The following is a 16,436-nucleotide window of genomic DNA, read 5'->3' as shown; positions in this document are numbered from 1 at the left end:
GAAAAAGAAATGTTTGTAGATCAGGTCAAGGTATATGTAAAAGGTGGCGACGGAGGAAATGGAATGGTTGCCTTCCGTCGCGAAAAGTACGTACCAAAAGGAGGTCCTGCAGGTGGTGACGGTGGTCACGGTGCAGATGTCATTTTTGAAGTAGAAGAAGGATTACGTACGCTGATGGATTTCCGTTATAAGCGTCACTTTAAAGCAAGCCGTGGTGAACATGGAATGTCAAAAGGACAGCACGGACGTAACGCTGAGCCGATGATTGTAAAAGTTCCACCAGGTACCGTTGTGTTGGATGAAGATACGAACGAAACGATTGCTGATTTAGTTGAGCACGGCCAGCGTGCAGTGATTGCTAAAGGTGGACGCGGAGGGCGTGGGAATACGCGTTTTGCTACACCTGCAAATCCAGCACCGGAGCTTTCAGAAAATGGAGAGCCAGGTAAAGAGAGAAATGTCATTCTTGAATTAAAAGTATTAGCCGATGTAGGATTAGTTGGTTTCCCAAGTGTTGGAAAGTCAACGTTATTATCCGTAACGTCTGCTGCAAAGCCAAAAATTGCTGAATATCATTTTACAACAATTAATCCGAATTTGGGAGTAGTTGAAACAGAAGATAATCGCAGTTTTGTGATGGCAGATTTACCAGGGCTAATCGAAGGTGCACATGAAGGTGTAGGATTAGGTCATCAGTTTTTACGTCACATTGAACGTACCCGCGTGATTGTCCATGTAATCGATATGTCAGGTTTAGAAGGCCGTGATCCATATGAAGATTACTTAACTATTAATGAAGAGCTGCGTCAGTATAATATGCGTTTAACGGAACGTCCGCAAGTAGTGGTAGCAAATAAAATGGATATCCCGCAAGCCGAAGAGAATTTAGCTGCATTCAAAGAAAAAGTAGGGGACGAAGTGAAAATATTTCCAATTTCTGCGGCAACGCGTGATGGAATACGCGAACTGTTATTTACAGTAGCTGATCTTGTAGAAACGACGCCGGAATTCCCAATGCAAGAAGAGGAAGATCTATCTATGCACCGCGTACTGTACAAGCATGAAAAGAAAGAAGTGGAATTTGTTATTACGCGTGATAGCGATGGCTCATACGTATTAAGCGGTGAAAAAATCGAAAAATTATTCAAGATGACTGACTTCTCACGTGAAGAATCAGTTCGTCGATTCGCGCGCCAGCTTCGAGGCATGGGCGTCGATGAAGCCCTTCGTGAACGAGGAGCAAAAGATGGCGACATTGTAAAGCTGTTTGAATATGAATTTGAATTTATCGACTAATTGTTGTTCATAGGATAAGGGGAGGGGCTTTACTTGCATAAGAGCGATAAGCAGTTTTATTTAGTTCGCGAAGATGTATTACCAGAAGCGATGAAAAAAACATTGGATGCGAAGCTGTTAATTGAACGGGGAAAAGCTGAGTCGGTAGCAGATGCTGTACAAGCCGTAGACTTGAGTCGCAGTGCTTTTTATAAGTACCGCGACACGGTCTTTCCGTTTCAGACGGTTGTCAAACAGCGCATTATTTCACTATTTTTTCATATTGAAGATCGATCAGGAACTTTATCACATTTATTGAGCACCGTTGCATCATCAGGATGCAATGTGCTAACAATTCACCAAACCATCCCTTTACAAGGGCGTGCCAACGTAACTCTTTCATTAGATACAGCAAGTATGAGTGTTGAGTTAAATGAAATGCTGCGAAGACTGAAAAGCTTAGAGTTTGTAGATAAAGTGGACGTGCTTGGTTCAGGGGCATAATGGTAAACAGATATAGATAAGGAGAGGCATGATTGTGGGGAAAGTAGGATATTTAGGACCAAAGGCAACATTTACACATGTGGCCGTCCAAGGCGTATTTAAACAGCACGACCATATTCCATACAAAACAATTCCAGCATGCATTGATGCAGTGGATAAAGGAGAGATTGAGTATGGAATTGTACCGTTAGAAAATGCACTTGAAGGATCTGTAAATTTAACACTTGATTATCTTATTCACGAACGTCGTCTGCCGATTGTTGGAGAAATTGTGCTTCCAATTCGTCAGCATTTAATGGTTCATCCATCTCATGCAGAACAGTGGAAAAACATTGAAACGATTTATTCTCATCCTCATGCAATTGCGCAGTGTCATAAATTTTTACACGGAGAATGTACGTCAACTGCAGTAGAAGAGATGACATCAACGGCGTTTGCTGCTAAATATGTAAGCGAACACCCTGAGCTTAATATTGGAGCTATTGCGAATGGATTAGCAGCCCGTGAATATGGATTACATATTGCTTGCCCGAATATTCATGATTATGATCATAATACAACAAGGTTTGTTATTTTGCATAAAGATGGAGGGCAAGAGGTGCCATTTTTAGCTGGAAACGGGTGCAAGACAACGTTAATGATTACACTTCCATCTGATCAGGCAGGAGCGCTTCATCAAGTGCTTTCAGCTTTCTCCTGGCGTAAGCTAAATCTGTCTAAAATTGAATCCCGTCCCATGAAAACAGGGCTTGGAAACTATTTCTTTATCGTTGATATTGAACAAAAAATGGATGAAGTATTAATCCCTGGGGCTATGGCTGAACTTGAGGCACTGGGCTGTAGCGTAGAGCTGTTAGGAAGCTATCCTCATACACTACTTGAAACAGAAATCCCGCTTTAAAGCGGGATTTTTTTTGTTATAACACCTTTTTACTCATTCGAAACTAAATAACCTTCCGCTTCAAGAGCTAAGCAGGCAGCATTCAGTTTTTCAATTGTATCTGCTTCAATCGTATGAAGGTGAATCCCCTCTGTTAACTGAGATAAATAAGTTGCGTTTGTTTCTTGAATTTTTTTTATGAACGTTTCTACTTCTTTTCGGGTTTGAATCATAACGGAAGCCGTTAATTCACCATACACAGGGTGTTCAACGGTTACATTTTTTACAAGAACGCCGTGGTCAACAAGCAGGAGAAGCTCCTTTTCAGCATCTTCTGGCGTATGCTGACAGGCAATAATTCGCTGATGCACGGTAGTTTGAGATGGATTTTGAATATAAATATATCCTTGGCTTGTTGCGATAATGGGCTCATTTTTAGCTTTAAGCAGCGAAATATCTTGTACAATGACTTGGCGGCTAACGTTTGTTCTTTTCGAAAGCTCACTGCCCGTCATTGGTTTATTCTCTGTTTGTAACCATTGTAGAATAAGTTCTCTTCTTTCTTCTCCAAGAATTTTTTTTTGAGTTCCTGGCACCTTTAATCCCTCCTTTTACACTGTCATAAATTCTTGCTGTAATAAATGAAAAACGGATATGAGTCGATCAATATGCTTAAACGTTGAATGTTGACTAAATGAAAGACGTACAAAGTTCTTAGCATTCGCAGTCGATTTGCCAATCGCAAGTAAAGAAGCTAATGGTTCCTGCTGATTTACATGGCAGGCACTTCCCGTAGATATAGCAATTCCGTGACGATTACATTGTAACATAACATATTGACCCTGTATGTTTGAAAATGTCAGTCCAATAATTCCAGGAAAATGAGAGTTCCCAAGGCCTTCTACCTCTATAAAAGGAGCAAGAGATTCTAGTTTTTCCAGTAAGTACGATTTTAAGCGCTCATAATGGCTTCTGGCGGTCTTCATTTCTGCATATGCGCATTCAGCTGCTGCAGTAAAGGCAGCAATGCCTGTGGTATTTACAGTCCCAGGGCGAAAGCCTTTTTCATGAGTTGCTTTATGATAAATAGGCTTCCAAGAAGAACTTGAATTCATGTATACCATTCCTACACCTTTTGGTCCGTAAATTTTATGACTAGAAACTGAGATGCTATCAGCTTTCAGCTTTTTAACATCAATAGGAAGCTTACCGAAAGATTGAACACAATCACAGTGAAAGAGAATTTCTTTTTTAGATAAAAAATGGCCAATATCCTCAACTGGCTGAATTGTACCGAGCTCATGATTGATATGCTGAATGGCTACTAGCACAGTGTCAGGTCGAATCGTCTTCTTTAAGTCGTCTACAGACACAACGCCGTTTTGATCTACAGGTACGTAAGATAAGGAAAAGCCTTCTTTTTCAAGCTGCTGCAACGTATGAAGAACTGAAGAATGTTCAAGCTTCGTTGTAACCAAATGTTTTCGTTTGCTAGTGTTTCCTTTTAAAAGAGAGTGGATAGCTAAGTAATTAGCTTCTGTTCCCCCGCTTGTAAAAAAAAGATCATCCTCTCGGCAATTTACTAACAGACTTAATTTTTTTCTGCATAGTGTAAGCAGATTCTCTGCTTGTGTTCCAAGTGTGTGAAGACTGCTGGAATTTCCATAATAGCTCGTTGCCGCTTCAGTATATACCTCAATTGCTTCTTGTCTCATTGGCGTTGTTGCTGCATAGTCCAGATAAATCATTTTCTCCCCCCGATAAAAAAACTTCTTGTCTTTCATTTAATAATATGTAAATATAGGTGTCAAGACACGTGTAAATAAAGAGGTGTAAAATGTTAGAGACGGATGTTTTAATTATTGGAAGCGGATTAGCAGCGTTTTCTGCAGCTTATGAACTGTGTCGTCATAACAGAGTTGTAATGGTAACGAAAGGGAAAATTGACCGCAATAACTCAGTTCTTGCTCAAGGCGGAGTAGCAGCTGCTATTGGAAGCAGCGATCACTGGAGTGAACATCTCTATGATACGTTGATTGCGGGCAATAAGCATTGCAATGAACAAGCGGTACGCACTTTAGTGGAAGAAGGTGTGGCTGTAGTAAATGAATTGATTCATAAAGGAATGAAGTTTGATAAAAATCCAGATGGTACGCTGCATTTTGGAAAAGAAGGAGCCCATCGTGTCAATCGTATTCTGCATGCAGGTGGGGATGCAACAGGACAAGCGCTGTTCGCTTTTTTGAAAAAAGAAGTACTGCCATATATTACAGTGATTGAAAACGAAATGATTCAGCATTTAGTAACTGTAGATGGAACGTGTAGAGGTGCTATCGGACAAGGTGAAAACAACAAAATTACTATATATTATGCTCGCCAAACCATTATTGCTACCGGAGGAATCGGCGCTTTGTACAAGCATACATCTAACCAGCCGCTTGCGACAGGAGATGGGCTAGCGCTTGCGTACAGGGCTGGAGCAAAATTAGCGGACTTAGAATTTGTTCAGTTTCATCCGACCCTTTTGTATCAAAAGGAAGCGAAAGGTCTAGTATCCGAAGCGGTTCGAGGTGAAGGTGGTGTACTGGTAAATGAATGGAATGAACGCATAATGGAAGGCGTTCATCTCTTTAAGGATTTAGCACCGCGAGATGTTGTAGCAAGGACGATTTTTAATGAAATGAAAAAAGGAAGATCCGTATTTTTAGACATTGAAAAAGTGGCTCATTTTGAACAAAAATTTCCTACGATTACGGCACTGTGTCGAAAGTATAAAATTCAATTGGACAAAAAACGAATACCTGTTACTCCGGGCGCACATTTTTTAATGGGTGGAATTGAAGTAGATGCTTACGGACAAACAAGTGTTGAAGGATTGTATGCCGTGGGGGAAGTTTCTTCTACAGGCGTTCATGGAGCAAATCGTCTAGCAAGCAATTCATTGTTAGAGTGTCTTGTATTCGGAAAACGGGCAGGGCGTCATATTTTACATAAAGCGAGAACGGTATCTCGTTATACTCCCGTTCGTTACGTCTATAAAGGCATGCCTAAAATACTGCCTGCCACAAGACAAATTCAGCATAAAATGATGGATTGTGTAGGAATCATTCGTCATGAAAACGAATTGGCTACCATTGTGCATGAATTCACAAATTATTTGGATGGAATACCTCTTGATCAAGAAGTTATATATTCGAGGGAAGCTGCAACCATCTGCAATATGCTAACTGCAGGTCTGCTTATTGCCGAGTCCTCTCTTGCAAGAAAAGAAAGTAGAGGAGGTCATTACCGAAGTGACTTTCCGCATGAAAAGCAAGAGTGGGAGCATAAGCGAATTATTAAGCAGTCTGCCGCTTCAACAAAACAATCATTGATTTTATAAGCAAGGAAATCTAAAAAGAAAGGTGAGGTAGCATAATGAACACGTTGAAATTACAAACACTGTTGCATTCTTTTTTTATAGAAGACATTGGAGATGGAGATCTAACTTGTGAAGCTATTTTTTCTCCGTCTGACCAAGGGAAGGCTGTGTTTACGGCAAAGCAATCAGGTATTATCGCAGGAGTGGAATTGATTAAAGAAGGATTTCATTTAATAGACCCTAATGTGAAAGTGGATTTCGAAAAAAAAGATGGAGATGTTCTTAAGCCTGGAGATAAAATAGCTGCCGTTTCAGGATCCGTGCGATCTATTTTGACCGGTGAACGGGTAATTTTAAACTTACTTCAAAGAATGAGCGGCATTGCCACGATGACGCACAAAGCCGTAGCGATGCTTGGCAGCTCACATACCCGCATATGTGACACCCGAAAAACAACGCCTGGTCTGCGAATGTTAGAGAAGTATGCCGTTCGTGCTGGAGGAGGTTATAATCATCGTTTTGGCTTGTACGATGGCGTCATGTTAAAAGATAACCATATTGCACATGCAGGATCTATTCTAGACGCTGTTGTGAGAGTAAGAGAGCAGCTTGGACATATGGTTAAGGTGGAAGTAGAAATTGAAAATAAAAGTCAATTGCTAGAAGCAATAGAGGCAGGAGCAGATGTCATTATGTTCGATAACTGTTCTCCAGAAGTCATTAAAGATTGGATACCGCTGGTTCCCGCTCATATTGTCACAGAAGCATCCGGTGGAATTACGCTTGGCACGCTCCATTCTTTTAGAGACAGCGGAGTGGACTATATTTCACTTGGAGCTTTAACGCATTCAGCAGGGTCTATCGATATCAGCTTGGACTTATTAACAGAAAGGGGAACAGAAAATGATGAGTTTATTACAAACGCTTCAGCAGCAAACGCTGCCCGCTAAATATACGGAGCTCACAGAAAATGAAATGAAAAGAAGAGTATTAGAAATCAAGAAAAAACTCGGAAGCAAATTGTTTCTGCTCGGCCACCATTATCAAAAAGACGAAGTGTACGAGTTTGCAGATGCGGTAGGAGACTCCTTACAGCTGGCTCAAATAGCGGCTGAAAATAGAGAAGCTGAGCATATTGTGTTTTGCGGCGTTCACTTCATGGCAGAAACAGCTGATATTTTAACAGATGAAAACCAAAAAGTCATTTTACCCGATATGCGAGCTGGCTGTTCAATGGCTGATATGGCTACTATTCAGCAAACAGAAAAGGCATGGCCTGTCTTGCAGGCTCTTTTCGGAGATACGATTATTCCGCTTACGTATGTAAATTCTACAGCTGCAATTAAATCTTTTGTAGGCGAACATGATGGTGCAACAGTAACATCTTCAAATGCAAAAAATATGGTGGAGTGGGCATTTTCTAAAAAAGAGCGCATTCTCTTTTTACCAGATCAGCATTTGGGCAGAAACACAGCTTATGATTTAGGTGTTGGACTAGATGAAATGGCCATTTGGAATCCTATTGAAGAAATGCTTGAATATGAAGGCGATATAAACAACATCAAGGTGATTCTATGGAAAGGTCACTGTTCTGTGCACGAAAATTTCACGGTTAAAAATATTGATTATTTACGCGAGAAGCAGCCTAGGATGAATATTATTGTTCATCCAGAGTGTTCCCATGAAGTGGTGCAAAAATCAGATTATGCAGGTTCTACAAAATATATTATCGATACAATTGAACAAGCTCCTTCAGGCTCTAAATGGGCCATTGGCACGGAAATGAACTTAGTGAAACGGATTATCAATAGTCATCCGGATAAAGAAATTGTTTCACTTAATCCCTATATGTGTCCTTGTTTGACGATGAACCGAATTGATTTGCCTCACTTGCTGTGGGCTTTAGAAAGCATCGAAGAAGGAAAAGAAGTAAATCAAATCAAGGTGGATAAACATACAGCAGAAGGTGCTATCAAAGCCCTAACGAATATGTTAGAACGAGCATAAAGATTTTTAAGACAATTAAACAAAGAAGGTCTAAAAGAAGACTTATTGACATATTGTTTGTGTTGATAAGTCTTTTTTTCTTTATCATAAAAACTTGAACCAAACTGTGGGCAAAATGAATAAAAAAATGGTTCAAGGCATATCTTGTGATGAACAAACAGAACTTACTTTGATTTTGCACATATAGATGGCAGAGACTCTACTCGGGAGGGGAATGACGTTGAAAATCCATATCGTTCAAAAAGGGGATACCCTTTGGAAAATCGCTGAAAAGTATGGGGTTAATTTTGAAGAGTTAAAAAAAGCGAATTCTCAATTAAGCAATCCAGATATGATCATGCCTGGAATGAAAATTAAAGTGCCGACAAGCGGAGTGCCTGTTCAAAAAGAAGGAGCTCCTTCACCTGGGATAAAAGAAATGCCTAAAGTTCAACACCCTTATAGTGACCAATCCACAAAAGCTTATCCAGTAACGGAAATTGATGAAAGTCCAGATGAGAAAAAGTCAGCTAATCAGCCTGCTCAGACACCGTTTATGCAACCGATAAAAGAAGCACCAATTGCCCAGCCTAAAAAAGAAGCACCGATTGCTCAGCCGAAAAAGGAAGCGCCGATTGCGCAGCCAAAGAAAGAAGCGCCGGTCGCCCAGCCTAAAAAAGAAGCACCAATTGTTCAGCCTAAAAAAGAAATGCCAGTTGCGCCAAAGCTTCCTAAATTAAAGCCAATTGCACCTGAGATTGATATTAACAATTATTACACAGTTAATATGGCGATGCAGGCTCCAAAAAAAGAAGCACCAAAAGAACTACCCAAGCATGAATCGCCAGAAAGTCCTGAGATGGAGAGTATAGAAATGCCTCCTCAAATGCCATGTTACCCAATCATGCCAATATCGCCTGTGATGCCAGGCTGCGGATTTAATTATATGCCGTGTCATCCGCCAATGTATGCACCGCAGCCATATCCAATGCCAATGTATCAACAGGCTCCAATGTATCATCACGGTTATGAAAACGAATCGTTTGAAGAACATGCAATGGGCGCTCACATGGCACCGATGCCAATGTATCCAATGATGCCACACAGCTGCTATGGACCGGTACAATGTTCTCCTTGTCCGCCTCCATGGGGATATCAGCAGCCCGTTTATCCGGCCTATCATCAAGCACCGATGTATCCACAAGTGCAAGGAGCTATGACAGGTGGCCATTATGAAAGTTCTTCCGAAGGTTTTGGAAACGCGCCTTACCATTATGGGCAGCACTATGCGCCACAGCAGCAAGGAGACTGCGGCTGCGGTGAACCACGACCTGACGACTATGCACCACAGCAGCCTTATCCACAGTACCAGCAGCAGGTACCTTATGGCTTTCAGGACCCAAGGGCACTCTATCCAGCCCCATATGGCATGATTGGTGTACCTCCGTATCCTGCGTTTGACCCAAATGCATTTAGTATTCCAGAATATGATGAGTACGACGAAGATGAGGATTGATTATTATACACGAGACGATTTTAATTTAAATCGTCTCTTTCTCTATTTGAAAAAAAGAGATATTCAAGTTGAGGCCTACCGTATGAAAAAGCCTCATGTCATCATAGCGGATACGAATAAAGGAAAAAAAGTAATAAAAGCTTACAGAGATAAAGGTAAAATTGAACATGTTTATCATTTTTTATCTCAGATTCAACAAGGGTACGCTGTTAATTTCGAAGCTTACCCACAAGGTGAACTTTATATAAAGGACCGTCATTTGTATTGGGCGATGATGCCCTTTGTTAAGCAAGTAAAAGAGGTAACGTATGAAAGTTTTCAGGATCGAGAAGAAGTATTACAAGCATTGAGCCGCTATCATGGAGAAGTTCATAAAAAGAAAATAGCCGCGTATACAAAGCTTTCTGAGTATGATCTTATTTTAAAATGGAAAAAGCGGCTTTCTTCTTTTCAAGAAGCATCACACATATTTAGAGAATTTAATCAATTTCATGTATATAAAGATATTGTGACTTGGGGAGAAAAAGCTTTAGTCTTAATGGAGCGCTTCAAAGATAGAGGGCTGAACTATTCCATTATTCATGGTGATGTTGCTTCACATAATTTCTTGAAAACAAACCACTTGGGTATTGTTATGATTGATTTTGACTTAGCGGCTAAAGCTCCTGCTCTTTATGACTATGTTCAGCTGGCCCAGCGCTTTTTGCCTTACGTCCAGTGGTCGATGAAAGAACTACTTCAACACTCGAAAATAAAAGAATTAAGCAAGCAGCGTTTTTTTCTTGCTTCTTTGCTATTTCCATCGATGCTGATGAGAAACTGGAATATAAACCCCTCTGCTTTATCATGGGCAAACCGTCAAAGGTTAATGCAGCAATCAGTTGAAGAATGGTCACAGCGCACACGGTTTTATCGAGTGATTTACCAGCACTTACAAAACCTACATGACATGTAAAGAGTTTATAAACACTTCATCGAATAAGAAACGGCTTGTCTTTTAATCCTAATAGTAAGCTCAGAGTAAATAGAGCTTAAATTAGGGGGCGATTATGTTGAATAGGTATGTAGCAACTTCTTTAGCTTTTGCATGTATGATGGGACTTGGCGCTTGCAATAACAAAGACCAAGGTATGGAACAACGCTATACAGATACGACACAGCCTGTTGGGTATCATACAAATGAAAAAGCGAATGAACATCGCGTAGATAATCCGAAAGGTCCAATGACTGAAGTTTTAGATGGGAATGGAACACCTAATTATCCGTTAAACGTAAGTGATGGACGTTTTGACAATCCGACAAACCCTTATGGAAACATCAATAATACAAATGATCGTACAAATGGCGTGGCTAATATGTATTACGGTGAAGATTATCCAAGAGACTTTACGGAAAAAGTGGCTGATCGAGCTGCAAGCGTTAAAGGTGTAGAAAATAGTCGCGCCGTTGTCCGTGGAGATCAGCTATTAGTTGCTGTGGATCCTGCCAAAGACATAAATAACGGCCGTTTAAGACAAAATGTGCTCGATAAAGTAAAGCCTATTGCGAAGGACTACAATGTTCAAGTAAAAGTAGATCACGATGTATTTATGAATGCTCGTTCTCTTGATGACGATATTCGAAATGGAAAAGACCGAAATACGATTCAAACTAATTTCAATGGTCTATTTGAATCAGTCGATGAGAATGTCAATCATAAACATCGTTAAATGAAGAAGCAGCTGTCTGTGAAGGGCGGCTGTTTTTTTGATGAGAATACATATAAAAAAGCTGCCATTGAAGCCAGGCAGCTATTCCTCGAACATGTAACTATTAATTTTTCTTGTTAGAAGCAGATTTGTTTGTTGTTGTAGATTCCGCTTCTTCATTTTGAGCGTTAGTTTCGTTTTGTTTGAGGCGACCTTCTCTTTTTTTCGTATCTGCTGGTGCCGTAGCGACACTCTTTGTATTTTTAACATTTTTTGCAGAAGAGCTTGTCTTATTAGCTTGTGTGTTTGGCTTCTCGTTGTTAGTTGTCTGACTATTTTCGTATTCAGCTTCCACGTCGCTTGCTAGAGCTGCAGAAACTTGAGCGTAAGTATGGTCTGTATAGTTCATCATATTTTCGTATACTTCAGGGCTCGCGAGTCCATCAGGTTCTACGCTTGCTTCTTCTTTCTTAATCGTTTCAGTCCATTCTTTTGTTTCTTGAATAAGTTTTTTTCCTATAATTACTTCTTCAACAATAACTGGTCTTTTGGTTATTTCTACTCGTTCTTCCATGATTGGAACACGAATAATTTCATCTTCTGTAAGTGGGCCAGCGTTATAGTCTCCGTCAATTACAGGGCGGCGTTCAATATAAAACTCTTCTCTTGTAACAGGAACGTGTACAGTTCTTTCTTCCTCTATTACTTTTTTGTGGAGTTTTACTTCACCTACTTGAACGCGTTCTTTTAAGACATCTAATTTTTCTTCACGCAGTTGGACAGCTCTATGCTCGTTGTGTTCCGTATAGGTTCCGTACGCTGGAGTTTGTTCAGAGCTTACGGCATCTATCAAAATTAGAATTTTACCAGCAGCTACATCTGTCTCGCACTGCACGGCTGAGATGTCTGGGATGCCCATGCGGATTAATTTTGATTTCAAGCCGCTTCCTTGTTTGAGCCCCATGCCGCCTGTCATCATGGTAAAAAAGTTATCCATCATGACGCCAGCTAATGAACTTACGGCAGGCGAACCAGCTTCAATAATTACATTTGTATCATGACCTATTTGAAATGTATTGCTTTTACTATTAGAAATGACCATGATGTCTGTTTCTCGATAACCTTGACGTTTTAAATTATGGATAACATCTAAAGCTTCTTTTTCTGAAAAAAAAGTTCCGACTACACGTTTATTCATTCTCATTACTTCAGCTCCCTTTTTTATGAAAATAGATAATAGAAGTCCTTACAATTACTTCCACTATGTACATACCCTGCGAAAATTTAATTAAAACGTTTAAGAGAAAATTTTACAAATAGTGTGCAAATGTAACAAATACTCCATGTTTTCTTAACATAATATCGTGAAAAGGATTCGCTTCATAAAATAAGAGGATAAAAGAAAATAAGTAGGTCAAACTATTAGTGTAGATTTTCACAAAACCTTTTTAGATAATACTAAAAAGAGTATGATTAACGTGTGAGGTGAAGGTGAGTGAAGAAAGTCATTCATCAAGCAGCTTTTTTAATGCTAGTAAGTATTGTGCTTTGTATAATGCCATACCGTGCAGATGCGAATGAAAAGGAGCCGATGACATTATTTCTTGAGCGCGTGTATGTGGATGGAGTCGTAAGTCAAGAGATGATCAAAAGCCCTTCTATGACAAAAAAACAATTAATGAAAAAATATAAAAATTGGCGACTGCTTAAAGAAACCGATCGAGAGCTAGTTTTTAGAACAAGCATAGACGATATTTCACCTATTTTAAAAGACAACGGCTACGTAGGGCTTTCTGTTAACGGTATTCTCTCAGCATTTGAAGGCAAGCCAGCTTCGTCGCAGCACATTATACAGTCGTTTTTTCAAATTGACATCAAAAGGCTTGAAAGCTATCAGCATGAACAATTAAAGAAAGGTATTCGCGTTCAATCAAAAGATGAATATCTTTCCCTCATTAATTTCTATAAAATCTATCAGCTCCAGCAGCGGCCGCTTTCGATCAAGCAGCCGTTTTTTAGTATGGTAAAATAATTATTGAATTCAACATTCTAAATTGCTTCTATTTGCTTTTGGCGATATGTTAAAATGGTATTCAGCAGTCTAGTATTGTATATAACTTAAAAGGTCATTCATCAATAAAAGTGGGCGGTTCTATTTTTTACAGCTATTGTAAAAGTGGGTTGAGAAAGATGAAAAGAGGCGAACGTTCTCTTGAACGTCTTTTTAAAAGGAACTGTAAAGGAAAATAGAGAACGATGCGGGCAGGACTCTTCATAGGTAAGATGGAAGGTCACTGCCCGCGCGTACGTGAGTAAGGAGAGAGCTTATTGTTTGATTATATCAAAGGCACGGTTACATATATAAATCCTGAGTATATAGTAATTGAAAACAACGGAATAGGCTATCAGGTCTTTACGCCGAATCCATACGTGTTTTCAATTGATGAACAACCAAAAACGGTTTACACCTATCAATATGTAAGAGAAGACGTAATTGCACTTTACGGGTTTGCTTCGCGAGAACAAAAGGATTTATTTATGAAGTTAATTAGCGTGTCAGGAATCGGCCCAAAAGGCGGTTTAGCTATTTTAGCGTCAGGTAATCCAGCGCAGGTTGTCCAAGCTGTGGAGGAGGAAGACGAGAAGTTTTTAGTTAAGTTTCCAGGAGTAGGTAAAAAAACAGCTCGACAGATGATTCTAGATTTAAAAGGAAAGCTGCATGATATTGTACCAGATGCCGTTCCTTCTTTATTTGCAGATTTGGACGCACAAGAAGTCAAATCTCAAAGTTCAGAAGCACTCGATGAAGCCATTGAAGCACTTAAAGTATTAGGTTACGCAGAAAGAGAAATCAAAAAAATTGTTCCAGCTTTAATGAAGGAAACGATGACAACAGATCAGTATATTAAAGAAGCGCTAAAACGATTATTGAAACAATAAGTAAGGGAGGAGTAAAATGGACGATCGTATTGTAACGGGAGATGTTCTTGGTGAAGAAGAAATCATCGAGCAAAGTTTGCGGCCGCAAACCTTACAGCAGTATATTGGTCAGCATAAAGTAAAATCCCATCTTGACATTTTTATTAAAGCTGCCAAAATGCGAAGCGAAACGTTAGATCACGTGCTCTTATATGGTCCTCCAGGATTAGGTAAAACAACCCTTGCCACTATTATCGCTAATGAAATGGGCGTGCAAATCCGAACGACCTCAGGGCCAGCCATTGAGCGTCCAGGCGACTTAGCCGCGGTTTTAACCAGCTTAGAGCCTGGAGATGTGCTTTTTATTGATGAAATTCATCGATTAAATCGTTCTGTTGAAGAAGTACTGTACCCAGCAATGGAAGACTTCTGTTTGGACATTGTGATTGGAAAAGGGCCGAGTGCACGTTCTGTCCGTCTTGATTTGCCTCCGTTTACGCTAGTAGGTGCAACAACAAGAGCAGGGCTTTTATCTTCTCCTTTACGTGATCGCTTCGGCGTTTTAAGCCGTTTGGAATACTATCAAGAAGAAGATCTTGCTTCGATAGTAGAAAGAACAGCAGCTATTTTAGATGTAGAGATTGATCAGAAAGCGACGTTTGAGATGGCTAGGCGTGCTAGGGGAACTCCACGTATTGCGAATCGCTTGCTTCGAAGAGTCAGAGATTTTGCCCAGGTAAAAGGAGACGGAGCTATAACTGAAACCCTTGCTACTGAAGCATTAGAAATGTTACAGGTGGACCGTTTAGGTCTTGATCATATTGACCATAAATTATTAAGAGGGATTATTGAAAAATTTAGAGGCGGGCCTGTAGGCTTAGATACAATATCAGCTACTATTGGTGAAGAATCTCACACGATTGAAGATGTATACGAGCCTTATTTACTACAAATTGGCTTTTTGCAGCGAACGCCTCGAGGACGAATTGTGACTCCTTTGGTTTATGATCATTTTCAGCTGGAGGTGCCTGATCAGTGAATGATATTCCTAAGATGCTGATCACATTAGGAGGCATTTTAGTAGTCATTGGGCTGTTATGGCAGTTCGTTGGCAAGCTTCCTGGCGATATTTTTATTAAAAAAGGAAATACAACCTTTTATTTCCCGATTGTGACATGTATCCTAGTAAGCGTTGTGTTATCACTTATTTTTTATGTAATTGGCAGGTTTAAATAATTAAGTAGAAACAGGTGAACATTTTGAAAGTAGATTTATTTGATTTTCATTTACCAGAAGAATTGATTGCGCAAACACCACTTGAGCAGCGAGATGCATCAAGACTCATGGTATTAAACAAAGAAACAGGAAATGTGAAACATCATATGTTTCATGACCTTCTTGATTATGTGCAAGAAGGAGATTGTTTAGTGTTAAACGATACGCGTGTTCTTCCTGCACGTTTATTTGGCACAAAAGAAGATACAGGTGCTAATATTGAAGTATTGCTTTTAAAGCAAACACAAGGCGATACGTGGGAGACGCTTGTAAAACCGGCTAAGAGAGTAAAAGAAGGAACGGTTATTTCGTTTGGTGACGGACGTCTGACTGCTGTATGCAAAGAAACGAGCGATCAAGGCGGACGTTTGCTAGAATTCAACTATGAAGGCATCTTTTATGAGGTGCTTGAACAGTTAGGAGAAATGCCGCTGCCGCCTTATATTAAAGAACGTTTGGATGATCAAGAGCGCTATCAAACGGTTTTTGCCCGTGAGCAAGGTTCTGCAGCAGCGCCAACAGCAGGTCTTCACTTTACAGAAGAGATGCTTGAACAGTTAAAAACAAAAGGTGTGCATATTGCATTTTTAACGCTTCATGTCGGATTAGGTACGTTCCGTCCAGTCAGCGTTGACGACTTAGAAGAGCACGATATGCACGCAGAGTTTTATCAAGTGAGTGAAGGAACCGCGGCTTTACTAAACAGCGTACGCGAAAAAGGCGGACGCATTATTTCAGTAGGTACAACTTCTACCCGTACTCTTGAAACAATTGCAACTGAGCATAACGGAAAATTTGTTGCTTCTTCAGGCTGGACCAATATTTTTATTTTCCCAGGGTATGAATTTAAAGCAATTGATGGAATGATTACAAACTTCCATCTTCCAAAATCTACGCTCATTATGCTTGTAAGTGCCTTAGCAGGAAGAGAAAACGTCATTTCTGCCTATGAACAAGCTGTAGCAGAGAAGTATCGCTTTTTCAGCTTCGGCGACGCGATGCTAATCGTGTAATTTAACATGAAAGGAATAC

17 protein-coding genes are annotated in these 16,436 nt (G+C 40.0%); 14 read left to right on the top strand and 3 right to left on the bottom strand.

The features are described 5' to 3' along the window. The first annotated feature begins 9 nt into the window (after positions 1-9). Genes obgE through pheA form a run of 3 tightly spaced genes read left to right on the top strand, consistent with a single transcriptional unit; the run spans position 10 to position 2,680 of the window. On the top strand, positions 10-1,296 hold the full coding sequence (gene obgE, locus NST66_RS22545; RefSeq protein WP_028411712.1) for a GTPase ObgE: 1,287 nt from the start codon (positions 10-12) through the stop codon (positions 1,294-1,296). Positions 1,297-1,329: 33 nt separating this feature from the next. Then, positions 1,330-1,779 carry an ACT domain-containing protein gene (locus NST66_RS22540; protein WP_028411711.1) on the top strand — a complete coding sequence of 150 codons (450 nt, stop codon included), beginning with the start codon at positions 1,330-1,332 and terminating at the stop codon, positions 1,777-1,779. A 28-nt stretch (positions 1,780-1,807) separates the two neighbouring features. Beyond that, positions 1,808-2,680: a prephenate dehydratase gene (gene pheA / locus NST66_RS22535; RefSeq protein WP_028411710.1), complete on the top strand. Its 873-nt coding sequence runs from the start codon at positions 1,808-1,810 to the stop codon at positions 2,678-2,680. 29 nt (positions 2,681-2,709) lie between these two features. Here pheA and NST66_RS22530 read toward each other — a convergent pair whose 3' ends face one another. Together NST66_RS22530 and NST66_RS22525 are read right to left on the bottom strand one after the other, a co-directional pair. Next, positions 2,710-3,255 (bottom strand): transcription repressor NadR, encoded by a 546-nt coding sequence (locus tag NST66_RS22530; RefSeq protein WP_028411709.1) that lies wholly within the window; start codon positions 3,253-3,255, stop codon positions 2,710-2,712. 15 nt (positions 3,256-3,270) lie between these two features. Next, positions 3,271-4,407: an IscS subfamily cysteine desulfurase gene (locus tag NST66_RS22525; RefSeq protein WP_028411708.1), complete on the bottom strand. Its 1,137-nt coding sequence runs from the start codon at positions 4,405-4,407 to the stop codon at positions 3,271-3,273. An 89-nt stretch (positions 4,408-4,496) separates the two neighbouring features. On the opposite strand from NST66_RS22525, the gene nadB reads away from it, so the two are divergent. The 6 genes from nadB (at position 4,497) to NST66_RS22495 (ending at position 11,231) form a co-directional block, all read left to right on the top strand. After that, positions 4,497-6,041 carry an L-aspartate oxidase gene (gene nadB / locus NST66_RS22520; protein WP_340843704.1) on the top strand — a complete coding sequence of 515 codons (1,545 nt, stop codon included), beginning with the start codon at positions 4,497-4,499 and terminating at the stop codon, positions 6,039-6,041. 35 nt (positions 6,042-6,076) lie between these two features. Beyond that, the gene (gene nadC, locus NST66_RS22515; RefSeq protein ID WP_034265512.1) at positions 6,077-6,970 is read left to right on the top strand and encodes a carboxylating nicotinate-nucleotide diphosphorylase; all 894 of its coding nucleotides are present in this window, start codon (positions 6,077-6,079) and stop codon (positions 6,968-6,970) included. Next, positions 6,927-8,027 carry a quinolinate synthase NadA gene (gene nadA / locus NST66_RS22510; protein ID WP_182028501.1) on the top strand — a complete coding sequence of 367 codons (1,101 nt, stop codon included), beginning with the start codon at positions 6,927-6,929 and terminating at the stop codon, positions 8,025-8,027. The genes nadC and nadA overlap by 44 nt, the downstream gene beginning before the upstream one ends. 214 nt (positions 8,028-8,241) lie before the next feature. Further along, positions 8,242-9,522: a SafA/ExsA family spore coat assembly protein gene (safA, locus tag NST66_RS22505; protein WP_340843703.1), complete on the top strand. Its 1,281-nt coding sequence runs from the start codon at positions 8,242-8,244 to the stop codon at positions 9,520-9,522. Next, positions 9,512-10,477 (top strand): phosphotransferase, encoded by a 966-nt coding sequence (locus NST66_RS22500; protein ID WP_240962124.1) that lies wholly within the window; start codon positions 9,512-9,514, stop codon positions 10,475-10,477. Before safA ends, NST66_RS22500 begins: the two co-directional genes overlap by 11 nt. 94 nt (positions 10,478-10,571) lie before the next feature. After that, a complete protein-coding gene (locus NST66_RS22495; protein ID WP_033579658.1) occupies positions 10,572-11,231 on the top strand; it encodes a YhcN/YlaJ family sporulation lipoprotein in 660 nt (219 codons plus the stop codon). A 103-nt stretch (positions 11,232-11,334) separates the two neighbouring features. Here the strand turns inward: NST66_RS22495 and NST66_RS22490 are convergent, their stop codons facing one another. Then, positions 11,335-12,414, bottom strand: coding sequence for a YsnF/AvaK domain-containing protein (locus NST66_RS22490; RefSeq protein ID WP_340843702.1), 1,080 nt, complete (start codon positions 12,412-12,414; stop codon positions 11,335-11,337). A 291-nt stretch (positions 12,415-12,705) separates the two neighbouring features. On the opposite strand from NST66_RS22490, the gene NST66_RS22485 reads away from it, so the two are divergent. From NST66_RS22485 to queA, 5 genes are all read left to right on the top strand, one after another. Continuing rightward, a complete protein-coding gene (locus tag NST66_RS22485; RefSeq protein WP_028411700.1) occupies positions 12,706-13,242 on the top strand; it encodes a BofC C-terminal domain-containing protein in 537 nt (178 codons plus the stop codon). A gap of 296 nt (positions 13,243-13,538) precedes the next feature. Then, positions 13,539-14,150: a Holliday junction branch migration protein RuvA gene (gene ruvA / locus NST66_RS22480; RefSeq protein ID WP_028411699.1), complete on the top strand. Its 612-nt coding sequence runs from the start codon at positions 13,539-13,541 to the stop codon at positions 14,148-14,150. 16 nt (positions 14,151-14,166) lie between these two features. Continuing rightward, positions 14,167-15,168, top strand: a complete 1,002-nt coding sequence (ruvB, locus tag NST66_RS22475) for a Holliday junction branch migration DNA helicase RuvB (protein ID WP_028411698.1) — start codon at positions 14,167-14,169, stop codon at positions 15,166-15,168. 14 nt (positions 15,169-15,182) lie between these two features. After that, entirely contained in the window at positions 15,183-15,365 is a 183-nt protein-coding gene (locus NST66_RS22470) for a DUF2905 domain-containing protein (protein WP_445326394.1), read from the top strand. A 23-nt stretch (positions 15,366-15,388) separates the two neighbouring features. Beyond that, positions 15,389-16,417: a tRNA preQ1(34) S-adenosylmethionine ribosyltransferase-isomerase QueA gene (gene queA / locus NST66_RS22465; RefSeq protein ID WP_028411696.1), complete on the top strand. Its 1,029-nt coding sequence runs from the start codon at positions 15,389-15,391 to the stop codon at positions 16,415-16,417. Positions 16,418-16,436: the final 19 nt, after the last annotated feature.

Origin of the sequence: Priestia sp. FSL W8-0524 (assembly GCF_038005965.1) — a bacterium.
In the GTDB taxonomy this organism is placed as follows: Bacteria; Bacillota; Bacilli; order Bacillales; family Bacillaceae_H; genus Priestia; species Priestia zanthoxyli.
This window is presented reverse-complemented; position numbering and strand designations above follow the sequence as displayed.